This window comes from Pseudomonas gingeri (genome assembly GCF_013386165.1).
GTDB lineage: Bacteria > Pseudomonadota > Gammaproteobacteria > Pseudomonadales > Pseudomonadaceae > Aquipseudomonas > Aquipseudomonas gingeri_C.
Genome location: NZ_JACAOS010000052.1, coordinates 1 through 453, shown reverse-complemented (window position 1 = coordinate 453; position 453 = coordinate 1). Strand labels below are relative to the sequence as shown.

Here is a 453-nt window from a genome sequence, read left to right as displayed (position 1 = left end):
TCAATGCCCGGGACCGCGTGGCCTTTGCCTCCAATCCGGCGTTCGATGCCAGTACTCTCGACGTCTGGGCACCGCTGCTCAATGGCGGCTGCGTGGTGGTGATCGGCCAGGATGACTTGCTCTCTCCGGTGAATTTCCAGCGCCTGTTGCTGGAGCAATCGGTGACGGTGCTGTGGATGACCGCCGGCTTGTTCCATCAGTATGCATCGGGTCTGGGCGATGCATTCTCGCGCCTGCGCTACCTGATTGTCGGCGGCGATGTACTGGACCCGGCAGTGATCGCACGGGTGCTGGCGAACGGTGCTCCCGAGCACCTGCTCAATGGCTACGGCCCGACCGAAGCTACTACTTTCTCCACGACCTACGAGATTACTTCGGTCGGCAACGGTGCAATTCCCATCGGTCGGCCAGTCGGTAATACCCGTCTCTATGTGCTCGATGCCCAGGGCGAAC

At 61.4% G+C, this 453-nt stretch carries 1 protein-coding gene; it reads left to right on the top strand.

What is annotated here, in order from left to right:
* On the top strand, nucleotides 1-453 hold a 453-nt coding region (locus HX866_RS34020; protein WP_177141295.1), incomplete at both ends, for an AMP-binding protein.